The organism is Mycobacterium sp. IS-2888 (assembly GCF_001954215.1).
Lineage (GTDB): Bacteria > Actinomycetota > Actinomycetes > Mycobacteriales > Mycobacteriaceae > Mycobacterium.
In genome coordinates, this window is sequence record NZ_MBET01000094.1 from 89,578 (window position 1) to 105,949 (window position 16,372).

The 16,372-nt window shown below is 68.3% G+C and carries 16 protein-coding genes; 11 read left to right on the forward strand and 5 right to left on the reverse strand.

Going from position 1 to position 16,372, the window contains the following annotated elements; all coding sequences use genetic code 11:
- Window positions 1-109 precede the first annotated feature (109 nt).
- The 4 genes from A5745_RS25255 to A5745_RS17315 all read left to right on the forward strand — a co-directional run bounded on the left by A5745_RS25255 (window position 110) and on the right by A5745_RS17315 (window position 3,885).
- A complete protein-coding gene (locus tag A5745_RS25255) occupies window positions 110-883 on the forward strand; it encodes a PE family protein (protein ID WP_083662963.1) in 774 nt (257 codons plus the stop codon).
- Window positions 884-973: 90 nt separating this feature from the next.
- Window positions 974-1,792 carry an SHOCT domain-containing protein gene (locus A5745_RS17305; RefSeq protein WP_076061472.1) on the forward strand — a complete coding sequence of 273 codons (819 nt, stop codon included), beginning with the start codon at window positions 974-976 and terminating at the stop codon, window positions 1,790-1,792.
- Window positions 1,793-1,841: 49 nt separating this feature from the next.
- Complete coding sequence (locus tag A5745_RS17310; protein WP_076117606.1) at window positions 1,842-2,669, forward strand: mycofactocin-coupled SDR family oxidoreductase; 828 nt, start codon at window positions 1,842-1,844, stop codon at window positions 2,667-2,669.
- Between the two features lie 25 nt (window positions 2,670-2,694).
- A complete protein-coding gene (locus tag A5745_RS17315; protein WP_076117608.1) occupies window positions 2,695-3,885 on the forward strand; it encodes an NAD(P)/FAD-dependent oxidoreductase in 1,191 nt (396 codons plus the stop codon).
- Here A5745_RS17315 and A5745_RS17320 read toward each other — a convergent pair.
- From A5745_RS17320 to mftR, 4 genes are all read right to left on the reverse strand, one after another.
- Window positions 3,882-5,144, reverse strand: a complete 1,263-nt coding sequence (locus A5745_RS17320) for a VOC family protein (RefSeq protein WP_076117611.1) — start codon at window positions 5,142-5,144, stop codon at window positions 3,882-3,884. The two genes, A5745_RS17315 and A5745_RS17320, sit on opposite strands and share 4 nt — an antisense overlap.
- Complete coding sequence (locus A5745_RS17325) at window positions 5,141-5,659, reverse strand: RNA polymerase sigma factor (protein ID WP_076117871.1); 519 nt, start codon at window positions 5,657-5,659, stop codon at window positions 5,141-5,143. Before A5745_RS17325 ends, A5745_RS17320 begins: the two co-directional genes overlap by 4 nt.
- A 67-nt stretch (window positions 5,660-5,726) precedes the next feature.
- A complete protein-coding gene (locus tag A5745_RS17330; protein WP_076117613.1) occupies window positions 5,727-6,776 on the reverse strand; it encodes a DUF2332 domain-containing protein in 1,050 nt (349 codons plus the stop codon).
- A complete protein-coding gene (mftR, locus tag A5745_RS17335; RefSeq protein ID WP_175879846.1) occupies window positions 6,773-7,369 on the reverse strand; it encodes a mycofactocin system transcriptional regulator in 597 nt (198 codons plus the stop codon). The genes A5745_RS17330 and mftR overlap by 4 nt, the downstream gene beginning before the upstream one ends.
- Window positions 7,370-7,467: 98 nt before the next feature.
- On the opposite strand from mftR, the gene mftA reads away from it, so the two are divergent.
- The 7 genes from mftA to mftG all read left to right on the forward strand — a co-directional run bounded on the left by mftA (window position 7,468) and on the right by mftG (window position 13,973).
- Window positions 7,468-7,557, forward strand: coding sequence for a mycofactocin precursor MftA (gene mftA, locus A5745_RS24460; RefSeq protein ID WP_076061738.1), 90 nt, complete (start codon window positions 7,468-7,470; stop codon window positions 7,555-7,557).
- A gap of 5 nt (window positions 7,558-7,562) precedes the next feature.
- A complete protein-coding gene (gene mftB, locus A5745_RS17345) occupies window positions 7,563-7,835 on the forward strand; it encodes a mycofactocin biosynthesis chaperone MftB (protein WP_175879847.1) in 273 nt (90 codons plus the stop codon).
- The gene (gene mftC, locus A5745_RS17350) at window positions 7,832-9,025 is read left to right on the forward strand and encodes a mycofactocin radical SAM maturase (protein ID WP_076061482.1); all 1,194 of its coding nucleotides are present in this window, start codon (window positions 7,832-7,834) and stop codon (window positions 9,023-9,025) included. Before mftB ends, mftC begins: the two co-directional genes overlap by 4 nt.
- Before the next feature lies 1 nt (window position 9,026).
- Window positions 9,027-10,223 carry a pre-mycofactocin synthase MftD gene (gene mftD / locus A5745_RS17355; RefSeq protein ID WP_076117617.1) on the forward strand — a complete coding sequence of 399 codons (1,197 nt, stop codon included), beginning with the start codon at window positions 9,027-9,029 and terminating at the stop codon, window positions 10,221-10,223.
- A gap of 153 nt (window positions 10,224-10,376) precedes the next feature.
- Complete coding sequence (gene mftE, locus A5745_RS17360; RefSeq protein ID WP_076117619.1) at window positions 10,377-11,108, forward strand: mycofactocin biosynthesis peptidyl-dipeptidase MftE; 732 nt, start codon at window positions 10,377-10,379, stop codon at window positions 11,106-11,108.
- On the forward strand, window positions 11,105-12,514 hold the full coding sequence (gene mftF, locus A5745_RS17365) for a mycofactocin biosynthesis glycosyltransferase MftF (protein WP_076061488.1): 1,410 nt from the start codon (window positions 11,105-11,107) through the stop codon (window positions 12,512-12,514). The genes mftE and mftF overlap by 4 nt, the downstream gene beginning before the upstream one ends.
- A 19-nt stretch (window positions 12,515-12,533) precedes the next feature.
- A complete protein-coding gene (gene mftG / locus A5745_RS17370) occupies window positions 12,534-13,973 on the forward strand; it encodes a mycofactocin system GMC family oxidoreductase MftG (RefSeq protein ID WP_076117621.1) in 1,440 nt (479 codons plus the stop codon).
- 659 nt (window positions 13,974-14,632) lie between these two features.
- On the opposite strand, the gene A5745_RS17380 is transcribed toward mftG, so the two are convergent.
- Window positions 14,633-16,237, reverse strand: coding sequence for an MFS transporter (locus A5745_RS17380; protein WP_076117625.1), 1,605 nt, complete (start codon window positions 16,235-16,237; stop codon window positions 14,633-14,635).
- Between the last annotated feature and the right edge of the window lie 135 nt (window positions 16,238-16,372).

Below are 16,372 nucleotides of genomic sequence, written 5' to 3' on the forward strand. Positions count from 1 at the left end.
GGCCAAAAAGTCGCAAAAGCCCGGGTAGGGGCCTACGATTTGGTTTGTCCAGTCTGCGGTTGGCGGCCGGGTGCTTTCCTGACCGCCGTGGCCTGGTCGGAGGGTCCAGATGTCGTATGTAAACGCGACGCCCGCATACGTGGCGGCGGCGGCATCCGACTTGGCCAACATCGCCTCCACGATCGGCTCAGCAAACGCCGCCGCGGCGGTGCCGACGTCCAGCGTGCTGCCGCCCGGCGCCGACGAGGTCTCGGCGAGCATCGCCGCGTTGTTCGGCACACACTCCCAGGTCTACCAGCAGCTCAGCGCCCAGGCGGCGCTGTTCCATCAGCAGTTCGTGCAGTTGATGAGTTCCAGTGGGGCCGAGTACGCCGCCACCGAGGCCGCAAATGCGGGGCCCCTGCAGGCCGCCGGGCAAACCGCTCTGGGAACGGTGGGCTCGGCGGGTTCGATGGTGGCCGGGGTGCCGGCGGCGGCGACGGCCGGGCTGACGGGCGCACCGGCGGCCGCGGCACCGGCGGCAAACCTGGCGGCGGCGGTGTCGCCGGCGCCCGCGGGCCCGGCGGCGCCCCCAGCGGCGGCCGCACCGCTCGCGGCGACTCCGGTGCGGCCCGGGCCGCTGGCCCCGGCCGGCGCGCCGCCGGGCGCGGTGCAGCCGGAAACCCATTCCCCGACGCAGGCGACGCTCGTGCACAGCACCCAGCCCGCCGCGGGCGCGGAGGCGGAAACGCCGGAGGCCCCTCCGGCCTCCGCGATGCCGGCACCGCTCGCGGCATCGGCGGCGGCATCCGCCGCTGTTTCGCCGGCAAAGCGTGCTTTTTCTCCGGCGGCGGGAGCAGGGGCGTCGTTCACGGGGCAGCCGGCGCACCAGGCGCCGCAGTGACACCCGGACGGGGTTTGCACGGATGACGCGCGCCGGGGGGACCGCGGGCGTTAATCTGGCACGGATTCCCAGCAAGGCGAGGAGAGACACGTGTTTGCGCGCTACCTGAAGACCCAGTTAGTGGTGTTGCTGTGCGGCGGCCTGGTTGGGCCGATCTTTTTGGTCGTCTACTTCACGATGGGGCTGGGCAGCCTGCTGTCGTGGATGTTCTATGTCGGCCTACTCATCACGGTGGCCGATGTGTTGATCGCGCTCTGGCTGACCAATTTCGGGGAGAAGTCGGCCGCCAAGACGGCCGAACTCGAGCAGCACGGGGTGCTGGCGCTCGCTCAAATCACCGGACTGACCGAAACGGGAACCCGGATCAACGAGCAACCGCTGGTGAAGGTGGACCTGCACATCGCCGGGCCCGGATTCGTGCCGTTCGACAGCCAGGACCGCGTGATCGCCAGCGTGACCCGGCTGGGCAACCTCACCGCGCGCAAGCTCGTCGTCCTGGTCAACCCCACCACCCAGGAATACCGGATCGACTGGGAGCGAAGCGCTTTGGTCAACGGGTTGGTGCCCGCCCAATTCACCGTGGCCGAAGACAACCGGACCTACGACCTCAGCGGGCAGGCCGGCCCGCTGATGGAGATTTTGCAGATCCTCAAGGCCAACAACGTCCCGATCAATCGGATGGTCGACATCCGGTCGAATCCGGCATTGCGGCAGCAGATCCAGGCCGTGGTGCGCCGGGCGGCCGAACAGCAGCCACAACCCGCGGGCGCGGGCGCGCCGGCCCCTCCGCCACCGCCGCAAGCGTCGATCGCCGACCGGCTCGCCGAGCTCGAGAAGCTGCGGGCCAGCGGTGCCCTGAGCGACGAGGAATACACCAACCGGCGGACTCAGATCATCTCGGAGATCTGAATCTCGGCCGAGTTAGAACACGTTCCAGTTTCGCTGCTAGCCTGTCTTCGTGGCTGCACAGGTTGGATCACTACAAGGACGGGTGGCATTCGTCACCGGCGCCGCCCGCGCCCAGGGGCGCTCGCACGCGGTGCGACTGGCCCGCGAGGGCGCCGACATCATCGCGCTCGATATCTGCGCGCCGGCGTCGGACACCCTGACCTACACGCCGGCCACGCCCGAGGATCTCACCGAGACCGTCCGCCTGGTGGAAGCCGAGGGACGCAAGGTGCTGGCCCGCGAGGTGGACATCCGCGACGACACCGCCCTGCACCAACTGGTGGCCGACGGCGTCGAACAATTCGGCCGCCTCGACGTTCTGGTCGCCAACGCCGGTGTACTGGGCTGGGGCCGGGTCTGGGAACTCACCGATGAGCAGTGGGACACCGTCATCGGGATCAACCTGACCGGCACCTGGCGCACGCTGCGCGCCACGATCCCGGCGATGATCGAGGCCGGCAACGGGGGATCCATCATCGTCGTCAGCTCGTCGGCGGGCATCAAAGCGACGCCCGGCAACGGCCACTACGCGGCCAGCAAGCACGGGCTGACCGCGCTGACCAACACCCTGGCGATCGAGCTCGGCGAATACAACATCCGGGTCAACTCCATCCACCCGTACTCGGTCGATACCCCGATGATCGAGCCGGAGGCGATGATGGAGATCTTCGCCAAGCACCCCCGCTTCGTGCACAGCTTTCCGCCAATGCCGTTGCAGTACAAGGGGTTCATGACGGCCGACGAGGTATCCGACGTCGTGGTGTGGCTCGCCGGCGACGGCTCGGGCACGTTGTCGGGCACCCAGATCCCTGTCGACAAGGGTGCCCTGAAGTACTAGCGGGCCAGCGTGGTAAGAACTCCACGTGACCGAAAAGGGCTTCGAAAAGGGGGTCGTGATCGTCGGCGGCGGGCTCGCCGGTGCGCGGACGGCCGAGCAACTGCGTCGATCCGACTACTGCGGTCGCATCACCATCGTCAGCGACGAGGTTCACCTGCCCTACGATCGCCCGCCGTTGTCCAAGGAAGTACTGCGCAAAGAGGTCGACGACGTCGCCCTCAAACCGCGCGAGTGGTACGACGAGAACGACATCACGCTGCGGTTGGGCTCGGCCGCCACACGTCTCGACACGACCGCGCAGACCCTGACCCTCGACGACGGCACAGAGCTGGGCTACGACGAGCTCGTCATCGCGACCGGCCTGGTGCCGCGGCGCATTCCGGCGTTCCCCGACCTCGAGGGCATTCGGGTGCTGAGATCGTTCGACGAGAGCATGGCCCTGCGCCAGCACGCATCGCAGGCGCAGCGGGCCGTGGTCATCGGCGCCGGCTTCATCGGCTGTGAGGTCGCGGCGAGCCTGCGCAGCCTGGGCGTCGACGTCGTGCTGGTCGAGCCGCAGCCGACCCCGCTGGCATCGGTGCTCGGCGAGCAGATCGGTGAGCTGGTGGCGCGGTTGCACCGCGACGAAGGTGTCGACGTTCGCCTCGGTGTCAGCGTGGCGGAAGTGCGCGGCGATTCCCACGTCGACACCGTGGTACTCACCGACGGCACCGAACTGGCGGCCGACCTGGTGGTGGTCGGCATCGGCTCACGACCGGCGACCGAGTGGCTCGAGGGCAGCGGCGTCGAGGTCGACAACGGCGTCATCTGCGACGAGGCCGGGCGCACCACCGCGCCCAACGTGTGGGCGCTGGGCGACGTCGCCTCGTGGCGCGATGCAACGGGACACCAAGCGCGCGTGGAACATTGGAGCAACGTCGCCGACCAGGCCCGGGTGGTGGTGCCGGCGATGCTCGGCCAGGACATGCCGTCCGCCGTGGTCGTCCCGTACTTCTGGAGCGACCAGTACGACGTCAAGATTCAGTGCCTGGGCGAGCCGGAGGCCACCGACATCGTGCACGTGGTCGAGGACGACGGGCGCAAGTTCCTGGCCTACTACGAGCGCGACGGGGTTGTCGTCGGCGTGGTGGGCGGCGGGATGCCCGGCAAGGTAATGAAGGTCCGCGCCAAGATCGCCGCCGCGACGCCCATCTCGGAAATTCTGAATCCCGCCTAGAACTCGCCCAGGTAGAAGCGCGCGCCCTGATCGTCGATGCATTCGGCGGAGACGCCGTACGGCTGACGGGCCGGCTCGGCCAGCACGGTGCCGCCCGCTTCCCGCACGCGTGCGACGGCCACCTCGATGTCCGCCACAGTCCACATCGGCACGGTGATCGAACCGCGGCCGCCGCCGGCGGCACCGGCCATCGGATGCGTTCCCACCACCTGCCAGCCGTCCGCAATTCGGCCGGGTTCGAATGTCCAACCCAGCACCTGCCCGTAGAAATCGCGGAAGCCGGCCGAATCCGGCACCTCGTAGGTGACATACGACAGCTCGCCGGGTCCAGATCCGTTGAGTTCCGGGCGCTTTTGCCCCGCGGCCGGTTGGTACACCGCGAACGGCGCACCCTGTGGGTCGGTGGCGTCGAGCACGGTGCCATAGCCGGTGTCACGGATTTCGCCCGGGACCCCACCCGCCGCGGCGATCGCCGTCCGAGCGGCCGCTACGTCGTCGACGGCGTAGCAGCAGAACAGGGTGGGCGGTCCGGTGCTGGCCGAAATCCCGGTCGGCAGTTCGGTATTCGTGACCTGATGTGCCGAGGGATCGTATGCCCAGCCCAGCACGTGACCGTAGAAGGCGGCCGCCCGCTCGGCGTCGGGGACCCACATCGAGACGTAACCGATGTCGCCGTGGCGGATGCCGGCAACCGTCGGGCCGGACAGCATCCAGCGATGGCCGAACGGGTCGATGATGGTGGCGCTGCGCGACCCGTAGTTCTCGTAGATCTCGCGTTGGACGGCGGCGCCGTGTTCACGCGCCTTCTGCAGGGCCGCATCGGTGTCATCGACGCGCAGCATCAGGCTGACCGAAACCGAGCCGGGCACAGGCGCTTTGAGCCCGAGCTCGGGATACTCGTCGGCGAGATACAGCACGCCGCCAGCGATCGCCAGTTCCGCGTGACCAATTCGCCCGTCGTCCATCACAATTGGTTCGCCAACCACCGCCGCGCCGAAAGCGTCCGTGTACCAGGCGATGGCCGCACGCGCGTCCGCCACACTGAGGTAGGGCAACGCCGCCGGGCGCGGATCCCGCTGGGGCGTGGACGGTTCGGTCAACTCGGAAATTGTGCCAGCGGTACCGCTCATGACAACTCCTTCCGGAAGGGATAGTGCGGATTCCAGCCGGCGGCGCAGCCGGGCGGCGAACGCCGGATCGGGTTGGACCGGAAGGTCATCGGTGTGCAGCACGCTCAATGGATCGTTGAGTTGACTCACGACGTGCCTCCTTCCGGATATTGCTGTCTGAAAGCGCGCCGGGCGCGGACCAGGAGCGCCTCGGTGGCATGGACGGTGCGGCCGATCAGCTCGGCGCATTCGGGCACCGAGCAGTCGTCCATGTAGCGCAGCACGAGCACCGTGCGATGGGGCTCTGCCAGCCGGGCCAGCACCGCTTCGGCGATCATGCGATCCAGCTCGGCGTCCCAGTCGTCGGCCGCAGCACCGACCGGTTCGGGTGGCTCGGCCATCGGCACCGTCGGCCGGGCCGCCCGGCGCCGATAGTGGTCGGCCAGCTTGTGCCGCGCCACGCCGAGCAACCACGGCACCGAGATCGCCGGCGCGTCGCTCCTGCGCGCGGCGTCCATCGCCGCGAGGAACGTCTCCGACGTCAGGTCCTCGGCCGCATCGCCACAGCGACGGGCGAAGTAGCCGTACACCACCGGCAACGCCTCGTCGTACAGCGCCAGCAGCTCGCGTCGAGGATCCGATCGGTGGTCCGCTTCGGCGCTCACACCCTCATCGTCGTCGCGGCTGGCCAAACTCCGACGCGGTGTGCGCGAAAATCTTTGGCGATTGCCTCTATTGCCAGTTCACCGGCGGGCCGTGCGGATGGCATTCGCCCAGAATGTCCAGCTCGCCACCCGGCCAGCGACGGGCCCGCACCAGGAACTTGACGGGTGTGCCGGGCCCGTCGCGCGTGGGTTCCAGGGTCAGGTGGGCGAACGGCGCGGAGGCGGTGGCACGCGCTCCGAGCGCGTCGACGCCGCTGCGAATCGTGGCGCGTTCGTCGGCGGCGAGATATTGCCAGGTGATCGAATGCCACAGCACGGTCAGCGCGCCGTCGGCCAGCGTCAGGTCCGCGACCGCGTCGCCGGCCCGCCGGCGGTGCAGTCGCGCGGGCACCGCGCGCGCGACGGCGATGGCGCCGCGCAGCCGATCCAGCCGGGCGGCCTGGTCGGGCCAGACGTAGCTCAGCGCGGTCATTTCCCCGTCGGCCGCGGTGACGTCAATGGGCGCGATGTCGTAGCCGTGGCGCTCCACGATCCGCACCGTGCCATCGGGCGGCGGCCGCCCGCGCCAGGCGTCGTCGATGGTCACCGGCGAGCCGGCCGGTCCCCACCCGCCGCCGGCGTAGCGGTAGTGGTAGTGGTCGGCACGCAGGTTCAGCCCGGCGCTCGATCCGATCTCGAAAAGCCTTACCGGCAAAGCGAATCCGCGATCCAGCCGCAGCAGGCCGCCGATCAGTGCGGCGGAGCGGCCCACCTCGTTGGTCTGCGGTGGTTGGGCGAGCGCATCGCGCAGTGCGTCGGCATGGTCGCCCGCGACGTGGGTGATTGCGGGCCACGCGGGTTCGGCGTCCCAGGTGCCGCCGGTGCTGGGATACCAGCGGCGCAACTCCGCGGCCCGGCCGTCGAGCACCAACCGGTGCAGGCCGCCCAGCAGCCGAAGCGGCAGGGCTTCACGCGCCGGATCGTCTTCGTGGCCGGCGAGGATGCTCGCGAATACACCCCCGGCCTCGACGTCGGCGGCCACAAGTTCGAACAGCTCGTCGTACATCGGGGATCCCGACGCGCCGCAGAACCGCCCCTGCGACCGCAGGGTGTGCACCAGGTGCGCGGTGCCGCTCATCGCCCAAGCCTCCCCAGCCCGGCGCCGACGACGTCGAAGGCGTTGCCGAGCGCGGTCGGCAACGTGACGGATCCGTCGCCCAGCCAATGCTCATAGGCCGACAACGCGACGGCGAGCATACTCCAGGCGACCGTCTGGGGCAGCAGGTCGGTCGTCTTGAGGCCCGAGCGCCGGGCGACGAATTCGGCGATCACCTCGCGCCAGCCGGCGTACATCGTCATCGAATAGGCCTGCAGTTCCGGCGTTTGCAGGATGACCCGCATGCGCTGGCGATGCCGGACGCTCTCGGACTCGTCAAAAGTGTTGAAGGCCAACAGCGCCGCGCGCAGCGCCCGGCCCAGCGGGACGCGCGGGTCGACGTTGTCCAGCAGATCCCGTAGGTGCGCGAGGTGGATATCGAACTCGCCCCAGGGGATGGCGTTCTTGGACGCGTAGTAGCGAAACAGTGTGCGGCGGGAGATGCCGGCGGCCTGCGCGACGTCGTCGACGCTCACCTCGGCGAAACCCCGGGCGGTGAACAACTCGATGGCGACGTCGGTGATGTGTTCCGGTGTCGTCGAGCGGCGCCGGCCCACCCGCGACTGCGGCAGCATCAGACCCGCCCTTCCATTTCGGCACTCGATGCCATATTCTGACGACGATTGTGACAAGATCGACGATCGTTGTCGAGACCTGACGAGAGGCAATGCACATGGACCGCGAGACCGACACGGACACCGAGCTCGTTACCGAGACTCTGGTCGAAGAGGTGTCCATCGACGGGATGTGCGGGGTCTACTGACTCCCGTGCTCGACCCCGACCGCGGCTGGCGGTTGCACCCTCAGGTGGCGGTTCGCCCGGAACCCTTTGGCGCACTGCTGTATCACTTCGGCACCCGCAAGCTGTCCTTTCTGAAGAACCGCACCATTCTCGAGGTGGTGCGGACGCTGGCCGACCATCCGGACGTCCGGTCCGCCTGCCGCGCGGCCGGGGTGGACGACTCGGGCCAGCAGCCGTATCTGCACGCGCTGGGTGTGCTCGCCGAATCCAACATGCTGGTGCCTCAGGAGGCTTCATGACGCTGGCCGTACCGCGACTTATCGAGCAATTCGAGCATGGCCTGGACGCCCCCATCTGCCTGACCTGGGAGCTGACGTACGCGTGCAACCTGGCCTGCGTGCACTGCCTGTCCTCCTCGGGCAAGCGGGACCCGCGCGAGTTGTCCACCCGTGACTGCATGGACATCATCGACGAGCTGGAGCGCATGCAGGTGTTCTACGTCAACATCGGCGGCGGGGAACCCACTGTGCGGCCTGATTTTTGGGAGCTCGTCGACTACGCCACAGCGCACCACGTCGGCGTCAAGTTCTCCACCAACGGGGTCCGGATCACGCCGGAGGTCGCGGCGCGGTTGGCGGCCAGCGACTACGTCGACGTCCAGATTTCGCTCGACGGTGCCACCGCCGAGGTCAACGACGCCGTCCGCGGGCCGGGGTCGTTCGCGATGGCGGTGCGGGCGCTGGAGAACCTGGCCGCCGCGGGCTTCCGTGACGCGAAGATCTCCGTCGTGGTGACCCGGCACAACGTCGACCAACTCGACGAATTTGCCGCGCTGGCAAGCCGTTACGGTGCGACCCTGCGGATCACCCGGCTCCGTCCGTCGGGGCGCGGCGCGGACGTCTGGGACGAGCTGCACCCCACCGCCGCCCAGCAGGTGCAGCTCTACGACTGGCTGGTCGCCAAGGGGGAGAAGGTGCTCACCGGCGACTCGTTCTTTCATCTGTCGCCGCTCGGCTCCTCCGGCGCCCTGGCCGGCCTCAACATGTGCGGGGCCGGGCGGGTGGTCTGCCTGATCGACCCGGTGGGCGACGTGTACGCCTGCCCGTTCGCCATTCACGATCGCTTCCTCGCGGGAAACGTGTTGTCCGACGGCGGTTTTGACAACGTCTGGAAGAACGCCCCGCTGTTTCGCGAGTTGCGTGAACCGCAGTCCGCGGGCGCGTGTGGCAGCTGCGGGCACTACGACAGCTGCCGGGGCGGGTGCATGGCGGCGAAGTTCTTCACGGGCCTGCCGCTGGACGGCCCGGATCCAGAATGCGTCCAGGGGCACAGCGTCGCGGCGCTGGACCGGACGCGCGAAACACCCCGGCCCCGGGCCGACCACTCGCGCGGGGTGCGCCAGCCGGTGCCGTTGACACTGACCATGCGACCTCCGGCCCAAACGCCGGCAAATCCGCCGGCGCGCCTTTGCAACGAAAGCCCGCTATAAAATGGCCGACGAATGGTTTGAAACAGTCGCCATCGCCCAGCAACGCGCTAAGCGGCGGTTACCAAAATCCGTTTATTCCTCACTGATTTCAGCGAGCGAAAAAGGAATTACGGTCTCCGACAATGTCGAAGCCTTCAGTGAGCTGGGCTTTGCACCGCATGTGATCGGTGCGCAGGAAAAGCGTGACCTGTCGACCACCGTTATGGGACAAGATATTTCGCTGCCAGTAATCATCTCGCCGACCGGCGTGCAGGCGGTTGACCCCGACGGTGAGGTTGCTGTCGCGCGTGCCGCGGCCGCGCGAGGAACGGCGATGGGGCTTTCGTCGTTTGCTAGCAAACCCATCGAAGATGTCGTCGCAGCAAACCCCAAAGTCTTCTTCCAGGTGTATTGGCTCGGCGGGCGGGACGCGATCGCCGAGCGGGTGGAACGGGCGCGCCAGGCCGGGGCGGTCGGGCTGATCGTCACCACCGACTGGACGTTCTCGCATGGCCGCGACTGGGGCAGCCCCAAGATTCCCGAGGCGATGAACCTGCGGACCATCCTGCGGTTGTCGCCCGAGGCGATCCTGCGGCCGCGCTGGCTGTGGAAGTTCGGCAAGACGGGCAGGCCACCGGAGCTGCGGGTGCCGAACCAGGGCCGCCGCGGCGAGCCCGGGCCGCCGTTCTTCGCCGCCTACGGGGAATGGATGTCGACGCCCCCGCCGACCTGGGAGGACATTGCCTGGCTACGGGAACTGTGGGGTGGGCCGTTCATGCTCAAGGGCGTGATGCGCGTCGACGACGCGAAAAGAGCCGTGGACGCGGGTGTTTCGGCGATATCGGTGTCCAACCACGGCGGCAACAACCTGGACGGTACGCCGGCGTCGATCCGCGCCCTGCCCGCGGTGGTCGCCGCGGTCGGCGACCAGGTGGAGGTGTTGCTGGACGGTGGCATCCGGCGGGGCAGCGACGTCGTCAAGGCGGTGGCCCTGGGGGCGCGCGCCGTGATGATCGGCCGCGCCTATCTGTGGGGCCTCGCGGCGGCCGGCCAGACCGGCGTCGAAAACGTTCTCGACATCCTGCGCGCGGGCATCGACTGCGCGCTGATGGGCCTCGGGCACTCCTCTGTGCACGCGTTGGGTCCGGACGATGTCGTGGTGCCCGCCGGTTTCACGCGGGTGCTGGGAGTTCCGGGTGCGCGGGACGCGCGGCCCTAATTCGGGTCAAACCGGGCAGCTTTCCCCACATAGTTGACGTGAAAATCGTGGTACCGACGTGGCGACCGTGACGGACGAGCCGAAAATCGCACCGATCGGTGAACGGCCGAGAAAAAAATTTGCTTTGAACGTACAACAATTGGTGCACGCCAGGTGAATTCGTCCTACCATCAGCCAGTGCCCGCACTCGGCGAATTAGGAACTGTGACGTCGAGCCAGCTATTAAACACCTCGCCGCCGCTATTTATCCCGCTGGGATCGACCGAACAGCACGGTCCACACCTGCCGTTGGATACCGACACCAGGATCGCGACCGCGGTCGCCCGGGGGGCTGCCACGCGGCTCGCGCAAGAGTGGTTGGTGGCTCCGGCCATCGCCTATGGCGCCAGCGGCGAGCATCAAAGTTTCGCGGGAACGATCTCGATCGGCACCGAGGCCCTGACGATGATGCTGGTGGAGTATGGCAGGTCAGCCGCGTGCTGGGCCCGGCGCCTGGTCTTTGTCAACGGCCACGGCGGCAATGTCGGCGCACTGAACAAGGCGGTGGCCACGCTGCGCGCCGAAGGCCGGGACGTCGGGTGGTCGCCATGCGCCGCGGCGGGTGGTGATGCCCATGCGGGCCATACCGAAACGTCACTGTTGCTCCATATCTCGCCGACCGACGTGCTGACCGGCCGGTGGCTGCCGGGCAACCGTGCGCCCCTGCCAGAGTTGCTCGAACCGATGCGCCGCGGCGGAGTCGCGGCGGTCAGCCGCGTGGGTGTGCTGGGGGACCCGACCACCGCCACCGCCGCCGAGGGCGAGCGCATCTTGGCGGAGATGGTCGACGGGTGTGTGCGTCGAGTCGCCCGGTGGGCGCCCGGGCCCGACGGGATGCTGGCATGAGTGGGCCCCGCCTCCCGGACGGGTTCGCCGTGCAGGTCGATCGCCGCGTACGGGTGCTCGGCGATGGCTCGGCCCTGCTGGGTGGCTCGCCGACCCGTCTGCTGAAGCTGGCACCCGCCGCTCAGGACATGCTCGCCGATGGCCGACTGAAGGTCCGCGACGACCTCAGCGCCCAGCTGGCGCGCACCCTGCTGGACGCCACGGTGGCCCATCCGCGGCCCGCGGGTGGGCCGTCGCACCGCGACGTAACCGTGGTAATTCCGGTGCGGAACAACGTTTCTGGTGTCCGTCGCCTGGTGAGCTCGCTGCGCGGGCTGCGCGTCATCGTGGTCGACGACGGCTCGTCACCCGCCATTGAGCCCGAGGACTTCGTCGGCGCCCACTGCGACATCGAGGTGCTGCGCCACCCGTATAGCAAGGGCCCGGCGGCGGCCCGCAACACCGGGCTGGCCGCCTGCGCCACCGACTTCGTCGCCTTCCTGGACTCCGACGTCTCGCCGCGCCGCGGCTGGCTGGAGGCCTTGCTCGGTCATTTCTGCGACCCCACCGTCGCCCTGGTCGCGCCGCGCATCGTCGGCCTGTCCCACAGCGAGAACCTGGTGGCGCGCTACGAGGCCGTGCACTCGTCGCTGGACCTCGGGGAGCGCGAAGCCCCGGTGTTGCCCCACAGCACGGTGTCGTATGTGCCCAGCGCGGCGATCATCTGCCGCCGCTCGGCGATCGGCGATGTCGGGGGATTCGACGAGTCAATGCAGTCCGGCGAGGACGTCGACCTGTGCTGGCGGCTCATCGAAGCGGGCGCGCGGCTGCGCTACGAGCCGATCGCGCTGGTCGCCCATGATCACCGCACCGAACTACGGGATTGGTTGGCGCGCAAGGCTTTTTACGGCGGCTCGGCGGCCCCGCTGTCGGTGCGCCACCCGGACAAGACGGCGCCGGTGGTGATATCCGGCTGGGCCCTGATGGCCTGGATACTCATGGCCCTCGGGACGAGCCTTTCGCGGATGGCGTCGCTCGTGGTCGCCATCCTGACGGGTCGCCGGATCGCCAAAGCCATGCGCACCGCCGAGACCTCGGTCGCCGACGTGCTGCTGATCGCGGCCCGCGGCTTGTGGTCGGCGGCCCTGCAGCTGGCGTCGGCCCTGTGCCGGCACTACTGGCCCCTGGCGCTGCTGGCGGCCATCGTGTCGCGACACTGTAGGCGGGTCGTGCTCGTCGCGGCCGTCATGGACGGCGTGGTGGACTGGCTCAGCCGCCGGGACGCCAACGACGACGACGAGCCGATCGGCTTGCTGACCTACCTGTTGCTCAAGCGGGTCGATGACCTGGCCTACGGCCTGGGGCTGTGGTGGGGTGTAGTGCGCGAGCGCAACCTGCGCGCGCTCAAACCGCAGATTCGGAGTTAGCCGTCGCCTTGGCTTCGCCTTGAGTAGAGCCGTCCCGCACAGCGATGTGCTGATCGTCGGCGCGGGAAGTGCTGGATCGGTTGTCGCCGAACGTCTTTCCGCGGACCCCAGCCGCATGGTGACCGTCCTGGAAGCCGGGCCCGCGCTCGCCGATCCGCAATTACTGGCTCAGGCCACCAACGGGTTGCAACTGCCGATCGGGGTCGGCAGCCCGCTGGCGCTGCGCTACCTGACCCGGCTCACCGACCGGCACGCTCTCCAGCTGCCGATCGTGCGCGGATCCACGGTCGGTGGCTCGGGGGCGATCAACGGCGGTTACTTCTGCCGCGCGTTGCCGCGCGACTTCGATCGCGCCGCGATACCCGGCTGGGCGTGGTCGGATGTGCTCAGCCATTTTCGCGCCATCGAGACGGACCTGGATTTCGACGGTCCGGCCCACGGCGACAGCGGTCCCATCCTGGTGCGTCGAACACGCGAAATGACCGGCACCACTGAACTTTTCATCGCTGCCGCCGAACGTGCGGGCTTTTCCTGGATCGCCGACCTCAACGATTGTGGGCCGGAACTGGTCTCGGGCGTGGGCGCGGTCCCGCTCAACATCGTCGACGGCGTGCGCATCGGATCGGGTGTCGGATATCTGTTGCCCGCCCTTGGGCGGTCGAACCTGACCTTGCTGGCGGCGACGCGGGCCGCGCGATTGCGTTTCTCCGGTGCGGGCGTGGTGGGGGTGGACGCGATCGGCCCGGACGGGCCGATCAGTCTGAGCGCCGATCGAATCGTATTGTGTGCCGGCGCGATTCAGTCTGCCCACCTGCTGATGCTCTCCGGCATCGGCGACGAGTCGATGCTGCGCGCCGCCGGCGTGCCGCTGGTGGCGCCCCTACCGGTCGGAATGTTCTGCAGCGACCACCCCGAGTGGGTGCTGCCGACCAATTGGACGGTGGCCCCGGGCCGGCCCGTCGTGGAGGTCATCCTCAGTACCGCGGAGGGGCTTGAGATCAGGCCATACACGGGTGGGTTCGTCGCCATGACCGGCGACGGCACCGCGGGCCATCCGGATTGGCCGCACATCGGGGTGGCGCTGATGGAGCCCCGCTGCCGCGGACGGATCACGCTCACCTCGCCCGACGCCCGCGTCGCGCCGCGGATCGAGCACCGCTACGACAGCGACCCCGACGACGTCGCGGCGCTGCGCCGGGGCAGCGAATTGGCACGCGAATTAGCCGGTGCGGCAACCCATGTCGGGTCGCCAGTGTGGTCGACGTCCCAGCACCTGTGTGCCAGCGCACCGATGGGCGCCGAGGGCGACCCGCGGGCGGTCGTAGATCACCGCTGCCGGGTGCGCGGCGTGGACAACCTATGGGTGATCGACGGGTCCGTCCTGCCCACGGTCCCCAGCCGCGGTCCGCACGCCACGATCGTGATGCTCGGGCACCGGGCGGCCGAGTTCGTTGAATGAGGGCGGGTCCCGGCCCGCTGAAAGTCGGGCCGGGCACGACCCGCCCTCGAGAGAGCGAACGTTCGTGCGGTCCACGTAGATGGCCACGACAAGTGGCGATGCGCGCGCAGGAGTGCGTCAGCGCGACTATGCGTCGCAATATTCGCGGACGGCGCGACGGCCGCTCCCTTTCGTTGTGTCGTGATTCTCTGTCCGATCACCCCCTCGCATGGTGAATACCGCTGGCAGGGTACGCATCACGACCAAATCGGAGGTGAGCGTTCCCGCGCCCAGACGGCGCCGACTGGGCGCCGCGGTCGCAGCCGGCCGTGCTGAGCGGTCAAGGGGTGTGACGTCGGCATGGTGGTGACCACGGTGCGAACTCGGCGCCGACTGCGCAGGCGTGCGCGAAGCCCACAGGTGGCATGGTGAACCGGCGCGCTCGAGCGCCTCAGGCGGATCCACTCGGCCTCCACAATCGCCGCCGCCTCGAACACCGCCGGGCATACCGGTTCAACCACCGCGGGCGCGTCGCCGCGCACCGTGGGCACGTCCATCAACATCACATCCACCCCACCTGCGAGATGATCTGTACCTGTCGATATATATTTCTGATACCAGAACAAACACATCGTTTCAAGTATCCGAACGAACTTAATTGGTGCCGGGTTAGCCGAAGCCTAGGGGCTCGTTGTTGTTCTCCCGCACAACATTTGGGAGCGGAGCCGGCGCACCGGCCGCAGCTGCCGACCGTCGCGTCCGGGGGCCCACAGCCCGATCAGGAGCGCGGCGAACGCGACTATCGCGGCCATCGCGATCGTGGAAGCGTGCATGGCCGCCAGGAATGCGGCCTTGCTGATCTCGGCCAACGCCGTCCCCTGCGGTCCGAGCCTGCCGGCCACTTCGACCGCTTTGGCCAGCGAGTCGGTAGCGGGGCCGCGGACCGGCGCGGGAAAGGTCGCCAGTTTCGGCGCGAGCTCGTGGGAATACCGTCCGGCCAGGATCGAGCCGGCCACCGCGATTCCCAGCGCCCCGCCCATCTCGCGCGACGTGTCGTTCACCGCGGAGGCGACGCCCTGCTTCTCGTCGGGAACCGCCCCCATGATCGCCGAGGTCGTCGGCGCGGTGCACATGCCGATGCCGGTGGCCAATATCAGTGTTGGCCAGGCAAATTCGACGTACGTCGAATGCAGGGTCAGAAAGGACATGCACGCGAAGCCAACCGCCATCAACAGCGTGCCGATGAATAACACAAGGCGCAGGCCCAATTTCGGCACATACCAGAAGGACAACGCGGAGAAAATGGCCAACGGGACCATGAACGGACCGAAGGCCAATGACGTCGTCAGCGCCGAGTAGCCCATGATCTGCTGGACGTACTGCATGCCGATGAAGAAGAACCCGAAGGTTGCGCCGAACAGAATGACGATCGCCGCGACACCGGTGGCGAAATTGGGATCGGCGAACAACCGAACGTCCAGCAGCGGGTGCCGCCTGCGCAGTTCGACCACCCCGAAAACCACCGCGGCGACGACGCCCACGGCTATTCCGCCCCACACCAGCGGATCACTCCACCCGCGCTCGGGCGCGTCCAGAATGGCAAACACGGCGATCGCCACCGCCGCACCGATGAGGACCGCACCGAGCCAATCGACTCGGGGAGCGTGGGTTTCGCGAGACGAGGACACCGTGCATCCGAGGGCGAAGATCAGCAGTCCGGCGGCGCCCAGCGACCAGAAGATGGCGTGCCAATCCCAAAACCGAAGCAGCAGACCGGAACCGAGCATGCCGAGGACTCCGCCGGAACCGGCCGTGCCGGCCCAGATACCGACGGCCTTCATCCGGTCTTCCTTCGGGTAGGCCACGGTCAGCAGCGACAGCGTCGCGGGCATCACAAAGGCGGCGCCGATACCGGCCACTGCCCGGCCCGCGATGATCTGCAGCGGATTGTGCAATATCGCCGGCGCCGCCGAGCCGAGTGCGAACACCACCAAGCCGGCGAGCAGCGCACCCCGCCGGCCATAACGGTCTCCGATCGCCCCGGCCGGAAGCAGCAGGCAGGCCAGCGCCAGCGTGTATCCGTCCACGATCCAGGTCAGTTGCGTCTGCGTCGCCGAGGTGGCCACCGCGAGGTCCCCCAGCGCGGTGTTCAGCGCGGTCATCGACCCGACGACCAGCGCGACACCCATGCAGGCGACGGTCAGCGTCCAAGTGCGCGCTCGGGGACTACCGCCGATGCTCGCCACATCAGTACGCTGGTCAGGCCGGATAAGTGTTGCGACCATAGAAAAGCGCCTCCCCTCGGGGGCGTAGAGGTTTTGAGACTAATGGTCTTGTACGTAGACCGATAGTCTTGTTTTCAAACGGTTTCAAACAGGGAGGTGGCTCACAATTACCGAGGCGACTACCGATCCCCGTCC